This is a genomic window from Polyangium sp. y55x31 (assembly GCF_029946505.1).
Lineage (GTDB): Bacteria > Myxococcota_A > Polyangia > Polyangiales > Polyangiaceae > Polyangium.
Window position 1 is genome coordinate 228,968 of sequence record NZ_JARZHG010000004.1, and the last position, 14,496, is coordinate 243,463.

General features: G+C 69.0%; 17 protein-coding genes. 11 read left to right on the forward strand and 6 right to left on the reverse strand.

The genetic code is table 11. The features are described 5' to 3' along the window. Positions 1 to 50: 50 nt before the first annotated feature. A complete protein-coding gene (locus QHF84_RS09915) occupies positions 51 to 896 on the forward strand; it encodes a hypothetical protein (RefSeq protein WP_281312975.1) in 846 nt (281 codons plus the stop codon). Positions 897 to 902: 6 nt separating this feature from the next. On the opposite strand, the gene QHF84_RS09920 is transcribed toward QHF84_RS09915, so the two are convergent. Together QHF84_RS09920 and QHF84_RS09925 are read right to left on the reverse strand one after the other, a co-directional pair. Then, entirely contained in the window at positions 903 to 2,138 is a 1,236-nt protein-coding gene (locus QHF84_RS09920) for a vWA domain-containing protein (RefSeq protein ID WP_281312976.1), read from the reverse strand. A 90-nt stretch (positions 2,139 to 2,228) separates the two neighbouring features. Then, positions 2,229 to 2,579 (reverse strand): hypothetical protein, encoded by a 351-nt coding sequence (locus QHF84_RS09925; RefSeq protein ID WP_281312977.1) that lies wholly within the window; start codon positions 2,577 to 2,579, stop codon positions 2,229 to 2,231. 405 nt (positions 2,580 to 2,984) lie between these two features. Between QHF84_RS09925 and QHF84_RS09930 the strand changes: the two genes are divergently transcribed. Further along, the gene (locus tag QHF84_RS09930) at positions 2,985 to 4,367 is read left to right on the forward strand and encodes a serine/threonine-protein kinase (protein ID WP_281312978.1); all 1,383 of its coding nucleotides are present in this window, start codon (positions 2,985 to 2,987) and stop codon (positions 4,365 to 4,367) included. 79 nt (positions 4,368 to 4,446) lie between these two features. Then, a complete protein-coding gene (locus QHF84_RS09935) occupies positions 4,447 to 5,811 on the forward strand; it encodes an alpha/beta hydrolase-fold protein (protein ID WP_281312979.1) in 1,365 nt (454 codons plus the stop codon). Positions 5,812 to 5,863: 52 nt separating this feature from the next. Here QHF84_RS09935 and QHF84_RS09940 read toward each other — a convergent pair whose 3' ends face one another. Next, entirely contained in the window at positions 5,864 to 6,724 is an 861-nt protein-coding gene (locus QHF84_RS09940; protein WP_281312980.1) for a tetratricopeptide repeat protein, read from the reverse strand. 103 nt (positions 6,725 to 6,827) lie between these two features. Between QHF84_RS09940 and efp the strand changes: the two genes are divergently transcribed. From efp to QHF84_RS09980, 8 genes are all read left to right on the forward strand, one after another. Then, a complete protein-coding gene (gene efp, locus QHF84_RS09945; RefSeq protein WP_281312981.1) occupies positions 6,828 to 7,394 on the forward strand; it encodes an elongation factor P in 567 nt (188 codons plus the stop codon). A 105-nt stretch (positions 7,395 to 7,499) separates the two neighbouring features. Then, a complete protein-coding gene (locus QHF84_RS09950; protein ID WP_281312982.1) occupies positions 7,500 to 7,742 on the forward strand; it encodes a DUF5522 domain-containing protein in 243 nt (80 codons plus the stop codon). Positions 7,743 to 8,004: 262 nt separating this feature from the next. Further along, positions 8,005 to 8,988, forward strand: a complete 984-nt coding sequence (locus tag QHF84_RS09955) for a hypothetical protein (RefSeq protein WP_281312983.1) — start codon at positions 8,005 to 8,007, stop codon at positions 8,986 to 8,988. Between the two features lie 106 nt (positions 8,989 to 9,094). Beyond that, positions 9,095 to 10,108 (forward strand): hypothetical protein, encoded by a 1,014-nt coding sequence (locus QHF84_RS09960; protein WP_281312984.1) that lies wholly within the window; start codon positions 9,095 to 9,097, stop codon positions 10,106 to 10,108. Beyond that, a complete protein-coding gene (locus QHF84_RS09965) occupies positions 10,105 to 10,401 on the forward strand; it encodes a hypothetical protein (RefSeq protein ID WP_281312985.1) in 297 nt (98 codons plus the stop codon). The genes QHF84_RS09960 and QHF84_RS09965 overlap by 4 nt, the downstream gene beginning before the upstream one ends. Then, entirely contained in the window at positions 10,385 to 11,572 is a 1,188-nt protein-coding gene (locus QHF84_RS09970; protein WP_281312986.1) for a radical SAM protein, read from the forward strand. Before QHF84_RS09965 ends, QHF84_RS09970 begins: the two co-directional genes overlap by 17 nt. Next, complete coding sequence (locus QHF84_RS09975; protein WP_281312987.1) at positions 11,556 to 11,864, forward strand: hypothetical protein; 309 nt, start codon at positions 11,556 to 11,558, stop codon at positions 11,862 to 11,864. The genes QHF84_RS09970 and QHF84_RS09975 overlap by 17 nt, the downstream gene beginning before the upstream one ends. Beyond that, on the forward strand, positions 11,861 to 12,328 hold the full coding sequence (locus QHF84_RS09980) for a hypothetical protein (RefSeq protein ID WP_281312988.1): 468 nt from the start codon (positions 11,861 to 11,863) through the stop codon (positions 12,326 to 12,328). The genes QHF84_RS09975 and QHF84_RS09980 overlap by 4 nt, the downstream gene beginning before the upstream one ends. Here the strand turns inward: QHF84_RS09980 and QHF84_RS09985 are convergent, their stop codons facing one another. From QHF84_RS09985 to QHF84_RS09995, 3 genes are all read right to left on the reverse strand, one after another. Further along, positions 12,329 to 13,114: an RMD1 family protein gene (locus QHF84_RS09985; protein WP_281312989.1), complete on the reverse strand. Its 786-nt coding sequence runs from the start codon at positions 13,112 to 13,114 to the stop codon at positions 12,329 to 12,331. A gap of 105 nt (positions 13,115 to 13,219) precedes the next feature. Continuing rightward, positions 13,220 to 13,831 carry a hypothetical protein gene (locus QHF84_RS09990; protein ID WP_281312990.1) on the reverse strand — a complete coding sequence of 204 codons (612 nt, stop codon included), beginning with the start codon at positions 13,829 to 13,831 and terminating at the stop codon, positions 13,220 to 13,222. Positions 13,832 to 14,058: 227 nt separating this feature from the next. After that, complete coding sequence (locus tag QHF84_RS09995; protein WP_281312991.1) at positions 14,059 to 14,307, reverse strand: hypothetical protein; 249 nt, start codon at positions 14,305 to 14,307, stop codon at positions 14,059 to 14,061. Between the last annotated feature and the right edge of the window lie 189 nt (positions 14,308 to 14,496).

Genomic DNA, 14,496 nt, shown 5'->3' on the forward strand with positions numbered 1-14,496 from the left:
CGGCTCGCCATTGTCTTTCCTTGCCGATTCCGGTAAACGCTCCTCCTTCGATGGCGGGCCCCTGCCAGGCACACCCCGGGACGAACGCGACGCACGAATGCACGCAATGCGGCGCGCTCCATTGCACGCCGTGCCTCAAACGCCTCGTCACGGAGCAAAACGCGAGGCCCTTGACGATGTGCCCGCGCTGCGGCGCCCTCGCGCGGCCCCTGCCCGAGCCCGAGCGCCCCGAACGAGATGATTTCGCCCTCGCCTTGCGCCGTCCGTTCGACGAAGAGGGCCTGATCCTCGTCGCCGCGCTCGCCGTGCCTTACTGGCTCACCGCGATCCCGGTGTCCTCCGTCGCCACATTTTTCAACATCATTTACCTCGGCACGCTCTGCACCGTGTATTTCCAGATCGTGGAGCACGTGGGCCGCGACGCGCCGGGCCTCCCATTCTCGGCGAGTTTCACCTCGCGCTGGGATCTTTTCCTCTCGTTTTTGCGGGGCATCGTCTGCGTGCTCGGCGGCTTCTGGCCGGCGATCCTCTCGGCGATCCTCCTGCCCGGAAACGTGTACCTCACGCTCGCCCTCGCCCTCGTGGGGATCGCCGTGACGCCCGCCGTGATCCTCGCAATCGCGATGACCGGGCACACGATCAATGGGCTCTGGCCGCTCGCTTGGTATGCGATCGTCTCGCATTCGCCGGAGGCTTACGGAAAACTCGTGGGGCTCTTCGTCGCGTCGACCGCGGCAGGCATGGCGGCCATCCTGCTCGCGGCCTACACGGTGGGGCTCATCCCGTTTTTCGGGCCGTATGTCGTGGGCGTCGTGTTCACGACCGCGGCGGTCGTGCAAGCGACGCTCGTCGGCACGTGGGTCCGGCGCCACGCATGGGCGCCGCCCGACGATTGAATGCGATCATTCCGGCGGCTTGATCTGCGTCTCGCAGCCGAACAGGACCTCGACCTTCCCGCCCGCGTCGCCTTGCAATGCAGCGCAGGTGTTCTGGCACATCGTGATCTTCGTGGGAGCCCCGGGCACGTCGTAATACCAGCCGCCCGTGTTCCCGCAACCGCCCTGACCCGCAGGCACGTTGTAAATGGTGGTCTTCGTGCCATTGCTGTTCGTGTACACGACGTTGACCTTCGTCGGGTCGATCATCGTGCCGTCGGGCGGCACCGGGATCGGGTAATCGCAGGAGATCTTCGCCTCCGAGACGACGGCGGTCGCCATGTCGTTGAAGACCGGGTCGAAGTCCTGCACGCAGAGGTTGCCGAGGACGCCGCCCGTCTGCTGCACGAGCTGCTTGTAGACCGTGCCCTCGTCCGCCGAGATCGGCTCACACGCGAACGACTGCTTGTTGCAGCAGGTGAACGGGCAGGCCGCGCAGTTGAACGCGCACTGGAAGATGCATTGCTCGCCCGATTCGAAGGAGACGATCGCGTCGAACTTGAAGCCCGAAAACGTCGGGTCGAGCGCGAGGAGCTGGTTCACGAACGTGTTCGCGGCCATGTCGGAGTTGTCGTCCGACACGACGGCGATCGTCTTCACCGCGTTCGGCCGCAGCACGTCCTTCCATTGCGGATACGTGTTCAGGATCTGCTGGAACGCGTCGGTGCTGGCGACGGTCTGCACGACGTGCCGGTAGTTCGGCAGCTTCTCGTCCATTCCATTGCAGCTCCCGCTGCCGAGCGGCGCCGGGATGCACATCGTCGCGTCCGCGATCATCACGACGTGCACGTCGATCCCGCTCGCCGTGATGAGCTGCGCGAACTTGTTCAGGTTCGCCTGCACCTCCGCGATCTCCTCGTCCATGCTGCCCGAGGTGTCGACGGCGATGATGATATCCGCCGGCTGCTTACCCGCCGTCGCCTCGGACGAGACGCTCGCGCACGTATCCGCGTCCGGGAGCCCGCCGCCGATGCCGCTGCTCGACCCGGCGAAAATATCGCCGCCGCTGCCGCTCGCGCCGACCCCATTGCCCCCCGACGCGCCCGCGCCGCCTTGCCCCGAAGCGCCGGAAGCGCCCGCGCCGTCACTCGCGCCGCTCCCGGTCCCGTTCCCGCCCGACGCCGAACATGCGCCCACGAGCGCAAGCCCCAGCGACAAACCGCCTACCACCATCCCAAGCCAATTCGTTTTCCGTACTCGCATGGATCCTTCCTATCACGAGTCGGAACGGTGGTGAAGCGGGTCACGAACACGGAAGGCTCGTCGATACAGAAGGTTTTATTGTCGCCGGATTCAATGCGCACGCGAGCCCCGGGCCGCCACCACGCGGTGGTGGTCGCCTTTTTCCACGGCGTCGTGCGCGCGCGTCCCCTCGGCGACGAGCAAGCCCTGGAGGAGCTTGCCGAGCCTCGCGGCGCAGGCCGAATCTTGAAGGCACGCGTCGACGCTCTCGAGCGCAGGTTTGTCGGAGTCCGCAAGCGCGTGGAAGTCCTCGGCGGCCACCGCGCCCTCAATCGCGCGGGTCTCGACGAGCGGCTGGGCCGGCGTGGCGGGTTCCGCGGAATCGGGCAAGCAGCCGGCGGCGGCAGCGGCTCCACTGAACAGAAGGACGACAAGGGTCTCGCGCAGCGTGCTGGTCATCATGGGGGCATCCTCCCTACGGTCGGTCGTGTCGTTGACTGCGTGTGACCGGGCTTCAGCAATGGCCATGCCATGACGGAAGAAGCTCGTTTCCGAGGGATTTGCGGCAGAGAGGCGCTCCGCCCCGGCGGCGTGAGATGGAGGCGTACACCTCCATCGTTGGAGGCTCGAACCTCCAACCTCCAGGAGAGCGCTCGTTCGCTCGTCCGCGCTGCCGCAGCCATTTCCCCCGTGGATGTCACGGACGGCCCCCCGAGCCTCGAATGCGGCCGCGAGAACGTGAACACGGCCGGGGGCGTCTTTTCGTGGTCGGGGGGTTTCCTGACAACCGGGCGAATCGTGGAGGAGGCCACCGAATCTCCTTCGACCGGGGCCGCGGTTCCGCGCTATCGTCCGCGCGCAGACTTCATGAGCGACGCACCGGAGAACCTGCGCGAGGGTCGATACGCGATCGTGCGCCTCCTCGGCGAGGGCGGGCAAGGCGCGACGTTCGAGGCCGTCGACAAGAAGGAAGGCCAGCCCGTCGCGATCAAGCGATTCCGCGTGCGCGGCGCGAAGAGCTGGAAAGAGGTGGAGCTCGCCGAGCGCGAGGCGCGTGTGCTCGCGAGCCTTTCGCATCCGGGTCTGCCCCGCTACGTCGAGCACTTCGAGGAGGGCGGCGAGCTCTTCCTCGTGACGCAAAAAATCGAGGGCGAGAGCCTCGCCGCGATGCAGAAGCGCGGCGCGACGCTCAGCGAGGCCGACGTGCTCCGCTTCCTGCATGATGCCTCGGCGATCCTCGACTACCTGCACGGCCGCGCGCCGCCCGTCGTGCACCGCGACATCAAGCCGAGCAACGTGCTCCGCAGGCCCGATGGATCGTTTGCCCTGATCGATTTCGGCGCCGTGCGCGACAAGATGAAGCCCGAAGGCGGCAGCACCGTGGTCGGCACGTTCGGGTTCATGGCGCCCGAGCAGTTCCAGGGCCGCGCGATGCCCGCCTCCGACGTCTACGCGATCGGCGCGACGGCCGTCACGATGCTCACGGGCATGCAGCCCGAGGATTTGCCGCACAAGGGCCTCGCGATCGACGTCGAATCCGCGCTCGGTCGATCCGCGCACCCCGCGCTCGTGGCCGCGCTCGTGGCCATGCTCGAACCCGACCCGGACAAACGCGCGGGCCGGCTCGCGCCGCTGCTCGAAAAGCTCGGTGAAGCGCCGTCGAAGAAGGCGGACAAACACGCGGCGAAGCACGAGGCGAAGGCCACGCGCCACGAGCACGAAGCGGAGCGCAAGGCGGACAAGGCAGAGCGAAAAGCAGAGCGCAGAGCCGAGCGCTGGGAGAGACGGCGCGAGCGCTGGGAGAAGCAACAAGAGCGCTGGGCGCGCGAGTACGAGACGCACGCGGGTTCGGAGCTGATCCCCGGTCCGATCGCGGGCTTTTTGCTGTTCGGTCTCACGGTCGCCCAGCTCGCGGTCCTGCTCGGCGTGCGCGTGATCGCGCCGTTCGTGCTGAACATGCTGTCGCTGATCTTCGGCAAGGCGCTCCGTGAGGCGGCCTTCGCGGTGAACGAGGCGGGCAAGCTCGCGCACGGATCACTCGAACGCGCAAAGGACGTCATCCGCCGCCGCGCCCAGGACCTGAAGAACGAAGGTCCACGGATCGAGGTGCAGGAAGTCGAAGGTCCGAGCGGAGAAAAACGCGTTCGCGTCGACGTGAAGGACGAGGCGGACGTGTCCGAAGACGAGCGGCTCGCCGAGGAAGAGGCCGCGGAGGCGGAGCGCGAGGGGCGCAAAGTGCGGCGCCGCTGACGCCGCCGCCCCGTTGCCTTCGCGGAGCCAAACGCCCACAATTCGCCGCTTCGATCGCTACTTCGGGAGGCGGTACGTCATGACGAACCCTCGTTCCTCGGGTGCTCGTGTTTGCGGGTCGTGGAGGCTGTTTCCTGCGCTTTTCGCGCTCGCGGCGGTGATCGTCGGCTGCGGGGATGGAGGGAGCGGCGGAGGCACGGGAGGCAACGGGCAAGGCGGCGGCGGCCTCGGAGGCGCGGGCGGCACGGGCGGCACCGGAGGAACGGGCGGGCAAGGTGGTTCGTCCGCGACGAGCCTCGACGGCCTGCTCGCCGAGCTGCGCGCGGACCTCGAAGGCACGATGGACAAGTACGCCGCGAGCGACGGATGGCCCGTGTGGGTGGAGGGCGGGCATCTGTTCGTCTCGACGAACCCGAGCCTGGACCTCGTCGCAGGGGATCACGACGGCTGGGCGGGCAGCCCGATGAAGATCGACAACGCGGGCTTTCGCTGGCTCCACCTGAAGGACGTCGCGGCGGGCAGTCGTTACAAGTTCACGAACAAAACGATCTGGGAGGCCGACCCGTGGGCGCGCTCGTACACGTACGACGACAACGGGGAAATCAGCCTCGTCGCGCCCGTGACGGCGCACCTCGATCGATTCTTCCGGATCGGCGACGCGCAGATGCCGGAGCGCACGGTGAACGTGTGGGTGCCGGAGGGCGCGGCGACGCACGTGCTTTACGTGCACGACGGGCAGAACCTGTTCGATCCGGCGGCGGCGTGGGGCGGCTGGATGCTGCAAAGCAGCGTGCCGGCGGGGATGATGCTCGTGGGAATCGACAACACGGGCCTCGGTCGAATGGACGAGTACACGCACGTGCCCGACGTCATCGATCTCGACGAAAACGGTATCGTCGAGCCCTGGGGCGGCAAGGGCGACGCTTATGCGGACTTCGTGAACGGCGCGGTGCGCAAGCTCGTCGCGGATCGATACGGCGAGCCGCCGAAGGTGGGCACGATGGGCTCGTCGCTCGGGGGGCTCATTGCATTCCACATCGCGGATCGTTTCCCGGGCGAATACGAGTACGCGGCGAGCCTCTCGGGGACGATGGGCTGGGGCAAGATCGGCGAGACGTCGAAGAACGAGACGATGATCGAGCGGTATGCAATGCACGGTCATCGCACGACGGTGCTCTACCTCGACGCGGGCGGCGGGGACTCTGCGCTCGGCCAGGCCGAAAACGAGGCGAAATGCAAGGACACGGACGGCGACGGGATCGAGGACGACGTCGAGATCGGCGATAACGCCTGCGAGAACGCGCAGATGCGGGACGTGCTGGTTTCCGTGGGGTACACGCTGGGCACGGACGTGTACCATTGGTGGGAAGCGGGGGCGCCGCACAACGAGGCGGCGTGGCGGGCGCGGGTATTTCGGCCGATGGAGCTGTTCGAGGGGCTTTGATCACGCAATGGTTCGTCGGGACAACCATTGCTGCTCGAACGCCCCTCCGCCCTCAGTGCTTCAGCGAAATGTCCGCGAGCTCCATCCGCGCGTCGTTCAGGAACGGGCTGTCGGGGAAGCGGCGGATGAAGGCGCGCAGCGTGGTCTTCGCGTCGTTCCAGGCCTGGATGTCGACGAGGCACTCGCAGAGCAGGAACATCGCGTCGTCGGTGATCTCCTTGTCCGGCGAGGCCTCCGAGAGCTGCATCAGCATCGGGATCGCGTCGCGCTGCCGGTTCAGCTTGCGGTAGGCGCGCGCCAGGTTGAGCCGCGCCGACGGCGTGTGCGCCGCGTTCTCCTTCATCCGGATCGCGTCCTCGAACGCCACGGCCGCCTCGTGCCAGCGGCCCGTGCGCAGGTGGTCGAGCCCGAGCTGGTAGCTCTTGATGCCGAGCTCGGCCCGCGCCGTGTCCACCGCGTCCGTGAAGAAGGCGAGCTCGGCCCGCGAGAGCGGCTCCTTTCGCAGCGCCTCGAACCCGTCGATGATCTCCTGCCGCCGGCCCGCTCGTACGAGCTCGTAGAATGCCGCCGCCGCCGACTCCGCCCGCGTCCGGTCGTCCGCGCGCCGCTGCATCTCCTTCACGTCGGACTCGAGCTTCGTGATCTTGTCCTTCGCCTGCTTGGTTTCGGCCTGAACGGAGTCGATCCGCGCGTCCCAGGCGAGCTTGACCACGCCGATCACGACCAGGACAAAGAGCAGGTTGGCGCTGGCGCTGTTCCAGAAGGCCCGCCGTTCGAAGCCGAGCTGGCGCTTGGAGATCGTCTTGAGGTCGGCCGCCAGGGCGTTCGTCAGGTTGTTCGTCTTGATGATGAGCCCGCGAGACTCGACGATCTCACGCTTGATCTCCCGCAACTCGTCGTCGAATTGATCCATGATCTTCGTCGGCAGGGTGGGGTAGTCGCCTCGCCCCTTGTGCGCCACCCCCTTGCCTGTGCTAAGGGGGGCGCCCAAGTCAAGCTACCAGGAAGCGCCCCGCATGGACACGAGCGACATCCGTAAAGGCCTCAAGATGATGCTCGATGGGAGCAAGGACCCCTTCTCCGTCATCGAGTTCCAGTTCGTCAAGCCTGGCAAAGGTCAGGCCTTCACCCGGGTGAAGCTGAAGAACATGGCAAACGGCAACGTCCTCGAGCGGACGTTCAAGTCGGGCGAGAAGCTCGAGCCGGCGAACGTCGAGACGCGCACGTTCCAGTACATCTACCCGGAAGGCTCCGACTTCGTGTTCATGGACCAGAACACGGGCGAGCAGATCACCGTGCCCGGCGACAAGGTCGGCGACGACGCCAAGTGGCTGTCCGACGGCATGAACGTCGACGTGACGCTCTTCAACGAGCAGCCGATCGGCGTCGACATCCCGCCGAGCGTCGTCCTGCAGATCACGACCTGCGAGCCGGGCGTGAAGGGCGACACCGCGAGCGGCGCCACCAAGCCCGCGACGCTCTCGACCGGCGCGGTGATCAACGTCCCGCTCTTCGTCAAGGAAGGCGAGTGGGTCAAGGTCGACACGACCGAGGGCAAGTACCTCGAGCGCGTCAACCGCTGAGGACGCCCCTCCCCGCGGAAACGACCAGCCTTTCGACAGAGCTACCGTGCCGTCCTCGTTCGTGCTTTGATCGAACGAGCGACGTGGACCCGTGAGGCGGTAGCTTTGTCGAAAGCGCTTCCCAAGTTCAGCCAGCTCCTCGAAGGCGTGGACTTCTACAAGGAAGACCACAAGGTCGTCTTCACGTCGGTCTACCACCTGAAGCGCGGTTACTGCTGCCACTCGAAGTGCCGGCACTGCCCGTACGGGCTCGGCGTGGCGCAGAAGATCTCCATCGAGATCCAGGGCCTCGACTGCATCGCGTGCATGCCCGAGGGCTCCTCGGACACGGGTGAGACCAAACCTTAACGACGCGTTTTTCGGGTTTCACCGTACGAACGCAGCGCGGCGTAGCGCGGTTTGCCCCCGTTGCAACGCTTCGTTCGGCAAGGAAAGGCCCGAAACGACGACATCCGCTTCGCTCCTGCGACGAGTTCGGATATAGGGCGAACGAGTGGCTCACGCTCCGGTCGTCTGCCGACCACGCGTTTGCCAGGCCCGCACTCGGGGCCAACCCCAGGTCTCTCATGACCCGGCGACGTCCGTTGTCGGTGAAGTAGGAGCTTTTCGGATGCGAACGATCGGATTCCTCGTGATGGCGGGCTTCGGCGCCCTGTCGATGTGGGCCTGTACCGTCGAGACGAACCCCGGGGGGAACACCGGCGGCAGCGGGGGCGCCGGCGGCGCGGGCTCCTCGGTGTCGTCGAGCTCGAGCTCCGTCGCGCAAAGCTCGTCGTCGGGCGGGATGTGCGACCCGACGTTCGACCCGACCTGCACGGGCCTGCTCAACCCGAACGAGTGCGGCACGTGCATCGAGGCGAACTGCTGTGAGCAGCTCGCCGAGTGCGCGAACAGCGAGTGCGCCTTCGGCTGCTTCGACTGCCTCACGGGCGACAACGCCTCCTGCGAGGAGATGGACCCGCAGTACTACAACAACCTGATCATGTGCCTCCAGGGCTCGTGCGAGACGCAGTGCTTCCCGCCGCCGCCGGACTGGACGTGCAACGCGCCGGCCGCGCCTCCGTCGGGCGGGTCCTGCATCAAGATCGACGCGACGCTCAAGTGCAACCCGATCACGAACGAGCCCTGCAACACGGCAGCCGGCGAGGCGTGCGACTACAACGGCGAGGGCTACCAGTGCTGGCCGGATGGCAACACCGTCGCGGCCTGCGGTGACTGCGACGCCTCGAACGGTCCCTTCTGCAAAGCCGGCCACACCTGCAGCGGCGACAAGTGCGCGCGTTACTGCTGCACCGACGCGGACTGCGGCGGCGACGGCGCGAAGTGCGACACGTCGGCCAACATGCCCGGCGGCGCAGGCCTGTGCCTCGGCCAGGTCGGTAGCAGCGGCCAGGGCGGCGCCGGCGGCATGGGCGGCTCGGGCGGCATGGGCGGCTCCGGCGGCACGGGCGGCACGGGCGGCATGGGCGGCTCGGGCGGTGCCGGTGGCATGGGTGGCATGGGTGGCGCCGGCGGCGCCGGCGGCATGATGGGCACCGGCGGCGCCGGTGGCACGGGCGGCGCGGGCACGGGCGGCATGGGCGGCATGCCCTGATTCGCCGGAAAAAACCGCGTTGATTGACTCGTCGGCCTCCGGGCGCCTCGTGCATCCGGAGGCCGATGCGTTTTTCCGGCAGCACGAACCGCGCTAGGCTGCCTGCGTGATGACGCTCCGCGCGGGGGTGCTCGCCTTCGTGCTCGGGCTCGCCTCCGTGGCCTCCGCCGAGCCGGCCGCACCGGACAAGCGCGCCGAGGCCAAGGCCACGTACGAAAAAGCCGAACGAGCCGCCGCCGAGCTCCGGTTCGGCGAGGCGCTCGCAGGGTACGAAGCCGTCCTCTCGCTCGACCCTTCCGCGCCGTTCGCCAAGACGGCCCGCACGCGCGCCGCCGACCTTCGCGCCCACGCCGAGGGAGACTTCGCGCCCCTCGCGCGCCTCGAAGCCGTACGCCAGACCCCGACCCCGGACCGCGCCACGATCGAGGCGCTCGAGCGTGACGCCGCGACCTTCCCGCCCGGCCGCGTGCGCGCCGAGGCGCGGATCATCGTGGCCGAAGCGTTCTGGCATCGCTTCGACGATCCGAGCCGCGCCGCGACCGCGCTCGGCCAGGCGATCGAGGATCCTTCGGCGGACAAGCTCACGCGCGCGCTCGCGCTGAACGAGATCGCCGCGCTCGAACGGGAGCGGGGGGATCTCGCGGCCGCTTACCGCGTGGTCTCGCGGTATCCGGATCTCGTTCCGAGTCTGTATGCCGAGCTCGGACGGCTCATGCGTCGCGCCTTCCTCGCGCGGGTCGCGGCGGGCGTTCTCGGCGCGCTCGGGCTCGTCGGCGCCGTGTCGATCGTGCGGCTCTTCCGGAAGCCGGGCCGTGATCCCGAGGCGATCGTGCGCACCGTGATCCGCCCGTCGTCCGTGGCCTTCGCGCTCTACCTCGGGGGCGCGGCGGCGATCCTGGTCCGGTATCACGGCGAGGGCGACGTGCGGCCGTTTTTGTGGCTCGGGTTCGGCGTGCTCGGCGTGGACATCGTGGCGCGGGCGTGGCGGCTCGGATCACGCGACGGGCGCGCTGCCGTGCGGGTGGGTCGTGCGATCGTGTGCATGATCGGCGTGCTCGCCGCGGCGTTCCTGTCGCTCGAAGGCGCAAACGCGGGCTACCTGGAGAGTTTTGGGTTGTGAGGGACGAGCGTGACGACGGAAGCGAGGCGCCGCGTGATCCGGAAGGCGCGGTGGAGATCGGGCCGGGGCCGATCTCGGCAGACGAGATCCTCGTGGTGCGGCGAGGCCCGGGGGCGAACTGCTCGTCGGTGGGGAGCGCGCTCGATCTGTTGTTCCTCTCGGCCGTGGCCGCGGGCGTGGTGATGGCGGGGATCGCGGCGGCGTTCGGGAGCGGCGCCGAGACGGGCAAGGAGAAGGGACGCGGCGAACGCGACGGAAAACGCGACGAGGGGGGCGATGCGGGCACGCGTTGAACCGTTCGGCGCGTGGGTGCGGCTCGACGACGGCACGCTCGTGGCGATCGGTCGTGGCGCGGCAGAGCGTCTCGGCCTCGCGGGCGGCGTGGTCTGGCAAGACGCGGAGGCGACGCGCCGGGCGAGGCCGCTCGAAGCGCACGTGGCCGTGACGTCGCGGTGCGGGGCCGGGTGCAAAGGGTGTTACCTCGACGCGCGGCCCGACGGCGAGAGCCCGCCGTTCGAGGTGATCACGGCGCGGCTCTCGGCGCTCGCGGCGGCGGGCGTGTTCACGGTGGCGTTCGGGGGCGGCGAACCACTCGCGCGGCCCGACCTCGGCGAGCTCGGCCGCGCGGCACGGAGCCTCGGGCTCGTCCCGGTGCTGACGACGAGCGGCATCGGCATGACGGATGAGCGGGCGCGGGAGCTCGCGAGCTTCGCGCAGGTGAACGTGAGCTACGACGGCGAGGGCGCGGCCTACGGCGAGGTGCGCGGCTGGGAAGGCGCGCGGGTCGCGGAGCGGGCGATGCGGCTGCTCGCGGAGGCGGGCGTGCCGTTCGGGATCAACGTGGTGCTGACGCGAAAGACGTTCGATGCGCTGCCCGAGACGGCGCGGCGGGCCGCGTCGCTCGGCGCGCGCGAGCTTCAGCTCCTCCGGTACAAACCGGCAGGGCGCGCGGCGGACGTCTCGTACCTCGCGACGCGGCTCTCGCCCGCGCAGGTGGATGCCCTCGGGCCCACGCTCGAAGCGCTCTTCGCCGCGACGAACCTCGCGATCCGCGTCGACTGCTCGCTCGTGCCGCTCCTCTCGGGCCACGTGCGCGACGCGGCGGCGCTCGCGCGGTTCGGCGTGCTCGGCTGCGAGGCGGGGCGTTACCTCGCGGCCGTGCGGATCGATGGAGCGCTTGCACCGTGCAGCTTCGCGCCGGCCGCGAATGCCCAGGCCGAGGACGCGTGGCGAAGCGGCGCGGGCTCGCCCTGGGCGACGGACGCGACGCTCGAAGCGTGGCGGGCGCCGCACGACGCCGAGCCCTGTCGATCCTGCGAGATCCGCTCGGTGTGCCGGGGCGGATGCCGCGTCGTCGCGACGCACCTCGGCGGCGCGCTCGGCCCGGATCCGGAGTGCCCACGCGTCCGCGCTCACCACGCGCGGGAGCAGAACGCAGAGGAGCCACGTGCCGACGGCGCCTAGGCGACTGCTCATCGCGCTCGCATTCGGCTTCGCGGGGGCCGCGCTCGCGTACGTCGCGCTTCGGCTGATCGAGTCCGTGTGGTTCCCCGAGCCCGACCCGACGATCGTCGTCTGGTCGGATCGCAGCCGCTTCGTGTGGCGAGCGCTGATCGCGGCGTATGCCGGCGGCGCGGCGATCTTCGGCGGACACGCGCTCGCGGCGCGCTCGATCGAAGCCGCCGCCACCTGGCTCGGCCGCGCCACCGTCGCCGCCGCGCTCGCGCTCGCCCTTCAAGGAGCGCTCGTCCCGTGACGCCCGACCTCCTCCGCCGCGTCGCGCTCGTGCACGGCGTCCTCGCCTGGATCGCGGCCGTCGCCCTCGTCGCGCTCGCCATCGCCCTCGTACGCCTCCGCAAGGACGCGCGCATCTCCCGCTGGATCCGCCTCGCGTCCGCAGCGGCAACCTCCTTCGTCGCAGCCTCCTTCGCGACGGGCGTCTGGCTCGACCTCCCCTACCGCACGCACCTCCGCCAGCGCCTCTTCCTCGCCTCGCGCGCTCTCGGCTGGCTCTTCGAACGCAAGCTGCACCTCTCCTTCGGCGCGCTCGTCCTCGCCGGCCTCGCGCTCGCGGCGCTCTTCGCCGCCGGCACGGGCGGCCCCGACGAACCTTCGCGCACCCTGCGCCGCGCCTCGCGCACGGGCTACGTCGCCTCGGCCTTCTTCGCGCTCGCCGCTTGCGTGATCGGCACCCTCGTGGCCACGCGTGCTCGGTTCTGATCAGAGCTTGAGCAAACTGAGCACGATCTCGAACACGATGAGCGCCACGATCGAGCCTTCGAGGAACAACATGCGCCGCGTCTGGCTGAACTCGATCAGCGTCCCGAGCGTCTCGCGGATCGTCGACAGCTTGATCTCCAGCGCCTTGTGCCGCTCCTGGATCTCGAGGTTGCTCCGCAGCTTGTCGTGCAGCCGATCGGCGGCCTCGTTCTCCCAGGTGAGGTCGGGTTTGTCGAGGAGCGAGATCGCCGTGATGATCTCGACCTGCGAGGCCATCGCCGTGCCCACGAACCGCACGAAATCCCGCGTCCTGCCGAGCGGACGCCCTTGCCGCCCGACCTCACCGGCCACCGCGCCCACGCGATCCAGGATCGCCTGCACGTCCTCGTCGTAGTAGTCGATCGCCACCGACTGCGCGAGCACCGTGGCGATGACGTCGAGCGTGGTCGAGTCGACGTCCGGCACGACGACGCGATCGAAGCGCACCTCGACCGCGGAGCCCGCTCGAACCTCGATGAGGAAGCTCTCGCGCAGCGGCGGATGCGGCTCCTGCGGCAGCTTCTTGTTGAACGTGTCGACGATGCCCTCGCGCTCGGCGTCGGGGACGTTCACGAACACGATCGCGCCGAAGTCGAAGAGGTAGGCGAGCCGATCGCCGTCGAGCGACACGACGAGCTGCGTCTTCGTCGAGCGCATGCCGCGGTCGGGTGGCAACCAGGCCTCGACTTCGCGCAGGTTGAAGCGCGACGCGTACGAGTAGGCTTCGACCGGATAGATGCGGGACATGGCGGTTTCGGGCCCGCGCCGCGCGCGCCCGCCTGCCTCAGTGTCCCCGCCCCGACGCTCCCGCGCAACGTGCCGTCGAAGCACGTCCGAGGCGCTCCGACGTTCTCAGAAGCTCGCCTGAAAGACTGGAATTCTGACCTCGCGCGCCTGCGCGACCCCGAACTTCGCGATCTCCTCTTGCGTGTACAGCGGGCGGATCTCCACCGCGGGCACACCGAGCGCGAGCCGTCCTTCGTGCACGTCCACGAACGACATCGGCACATGAACCGGCCGCCTGCTCGTCCGCGGCAGGGCCGGCTCACCTGCGGGCTGGTTCTGCACCGGCTCGTTCGGATAGGTCTCCGGCGCTTTGTAGAGCGTGGCGTTCAGCGTGACGATGATCGTCGGGATCACGAGCGCCATGCCACCGGCCAGCATGTAGAGCGGCACCTCGGCCGGCGGGGCCGCCTGTTCGATGAAGTATCCGCCGATCCCGCCGCCGACCGCGGCAAGCGGGGGGAACACGAGGTACGGCCAGCCCTTGCTCACGCCGAACGCGCCCATCCCGATCGCGACGACCTCGCCGCCGAGCAAGGCGCCGCCCACGATCCCCTTCCCCGTGCCGACGACCGGCTCGGCTGCGGCTTCGCTCGGTTGCCCCGTGAGCGCCGCGGCCCCCAGCGCCGCCGCGCAGGCCCACGCACCGATCCTGGTCCGACCGTGGGGCAGAGGCCCCACACCCCTTCGTGCCGTTCGACCCAAAGCCATGCTCTCCCGCGCCCGTCCGCCGGAGGCCGGGCAGCTAGCTCATCCGGTGCGCGAGCCTAGCATGGTATTCGAAACGCTCGTGCTCCCGTCACGAGGGGGACGCCTCGCGTCCCCCTCTCGGCCAGGCGGAGCCCGGCCGATTCACCCCCCGAGGGAAGCTCGCTTCGCGATCTTCCGAGCATCGTTCGATGCTCTCGTTAGTTGAGCAGCTTTCGCGAGAGCTGGCGCACGGCCTCCCGCGCCGCCCTGTGCATCGCGCGCTCGACCTGCTTCGACGTCGCGTCCCCTCGCACGACGATCGCGCAGGAATCGCCCTCCATCTCGAACCTCGCGGCAGGCTCGGCCGAAGACGCCTCCCCAGCCGCGCGGATCGGGACCTCGACCTTGAGCGAGCCCACCTGGAGCTCGACGTATCCCATGAGCTCTTTGTCCATCAACGACTGCATGGCCGGAACGTGCGTCCATGCCCCGCGCTTGGCAAGGCGCGCGTCCGCGCCCCGAGCGCAGGACCGATCCAGCGCATCGGCTCGCGAGGCCCAGGAACCTTCGCTCCTCGCGTGCTCGATCCGAGGCTCGATCCTGCGCCGAATCCGCTTCTCTGTCCGCGCTTTCTCCTCGTTCCTCCGTCCGTCCTC

What these genes read in the sequence shown, in the direction of transcription:
- QHF84_RS09915 (WP_281312975.1), top strand. Translation starts at nt 51, where the DNA reads ATGGCGGGCCCCTGCCAGGCACACCCCGGGACGAACGCGACGCACGAA.
- QHF84_RS09920 (WP_281312976.1), bottom strand. Translation starts at nt 2,138, where the DNA reads ATGCGAGTACGGAAAACGAATTGGCTTGGGATGGTGGTAGGCGGTTTG.
- QHF84_RS09925 (WP_281312977.1), bottom strand. Translation starts at nt 2,579, where the DNA reads ATGATGACCAGCACGCTGCGCGAGACCCTTGTCGTCCTTCTGTTCAGT.
- QHF84_RS09930 (WP_281312978.1), top strand. Translation starts at nt 2,985, where the DNA reads ATGAGCGACGCACCGGAGAACCTGCGCGAGGGTCGATACGCGATCGTG.
- QHF84_RS09935 (WP_281312979.1), top strand. Translation starts at nt 4,447, where the DNA reads ATGACGAACCCTCGTTCCTCGGGTGCTCGTGTTTGCGGGTCGTGGAGG.
- QHF84_RS09940 (WP_281312980.1), bottom strand. Translation starts at nt 6,724, where the DNA reads ATGGATCAATTCGACGACGAGTTGCGGGAGATCAAGCGTGAGATCGTC.
- efp (WP_281312981.1), top strand. Translation starts at nt 6,828, where the DNA reads ATGGACACGAGCGACATCCGTAAAGGCCTCAAGATGATGCTCGATGGG.
- QHF84_RS09955 (WP_281312983.1), top strand. Translation starts at nt 8,005, where the DNA reads ATGCGAACGATCGGATTCCTCGTGATGGCGGGCTTCGGCGCCCTGTCG.
- QHF84_RS09970 (WP_281312986.1), top strand. Translation starts at nt 10,385, where the DNA reads ATGCGGGCACGCGTTGAACCGTTCGGCGCGTGGGTGCGGCTCGACGAC.
- QHF84_RS09985 (WP_281312989.1), bottom strand. Translation starts at nt 13,114, where the DNA reads ATGTCCCGCATCTATCCGGTCGAAGCCTACTCGTACGCGTCGCGCTTC.
- QHF84_RS09995 (WP_281312991.1), bottom strand. Translation starts at nt 14,307, where the DNA reads ATGCAGTCGTTGATGGACAAAGAGCTCATGGGATACGTCGAGCTCCAG.